Source organism: Dietzia massiliensis (genome assembly GCF_018390595.1).
GTDB lineage: Bacteria > Actinomycetota > Actinomycetes > Mycobacteriales > Mycobacteriaceae > Dietzia > Dietzia massiliensis.
In genome coordinates this window covers 1-447 of the sequence record NZ_JAHBAV010000197.1, presented here as the reverse complement: position 1 = coordinate 447, position 447 = coordinate 1, and the positions used below count along the sequence as shown (strand labels likewise).

Genomic DNA, 447 nt, shown 5'->3' with positions numbered 1-447 from the left:
ATCCAGCGTGATGTTCTTCAGCGCATGGAATTTGCCGTAGTAGAAGTTCAGATCGCGTACCTGAATTTTGCTGCTGGAAGCGTCAGTAACCATACTCATCAAGACTTCTCTCTTTTCATCAGCGCCGCCAAAGCGGCGCTCAAAATTTTATGAATGCTTTTTCTTGGCGAAAATCACGCGCGCCAGGATATTCAGTAACAGTACGCACAGGGTGATCAACAGCACCCCGGCCCAGGCCAGCTGTTGCCATTCGGCGAACGGGCTCATGGCGAATTTGAAGATGGTCACCGGCAGGTTGGCGATCGGCTGCATCAGGTCGGTGCTCCAGAACTGGTTCGACAGCGAGGTGAACAGCAGCGGCGCCGTTTCCCCCGCGATGCGCGCAATCGCCAGCAGCACGCCGGTGATGATGCCGGACACCGACGCCTTCAGCGTGATGGCGGAAAT

General features: G+C 55.7%; 1 pseudogene. It reads right to left on the bottom strand.

The features are described from left to right. Positions 1-147: 147 nt before the first annotated feature. A pseudogene (locus tag KHA85_RS20245) lies at positions 148-447 on the bottom strand (phosphate ABC transporter permease PstA); the annotation flags it as partial.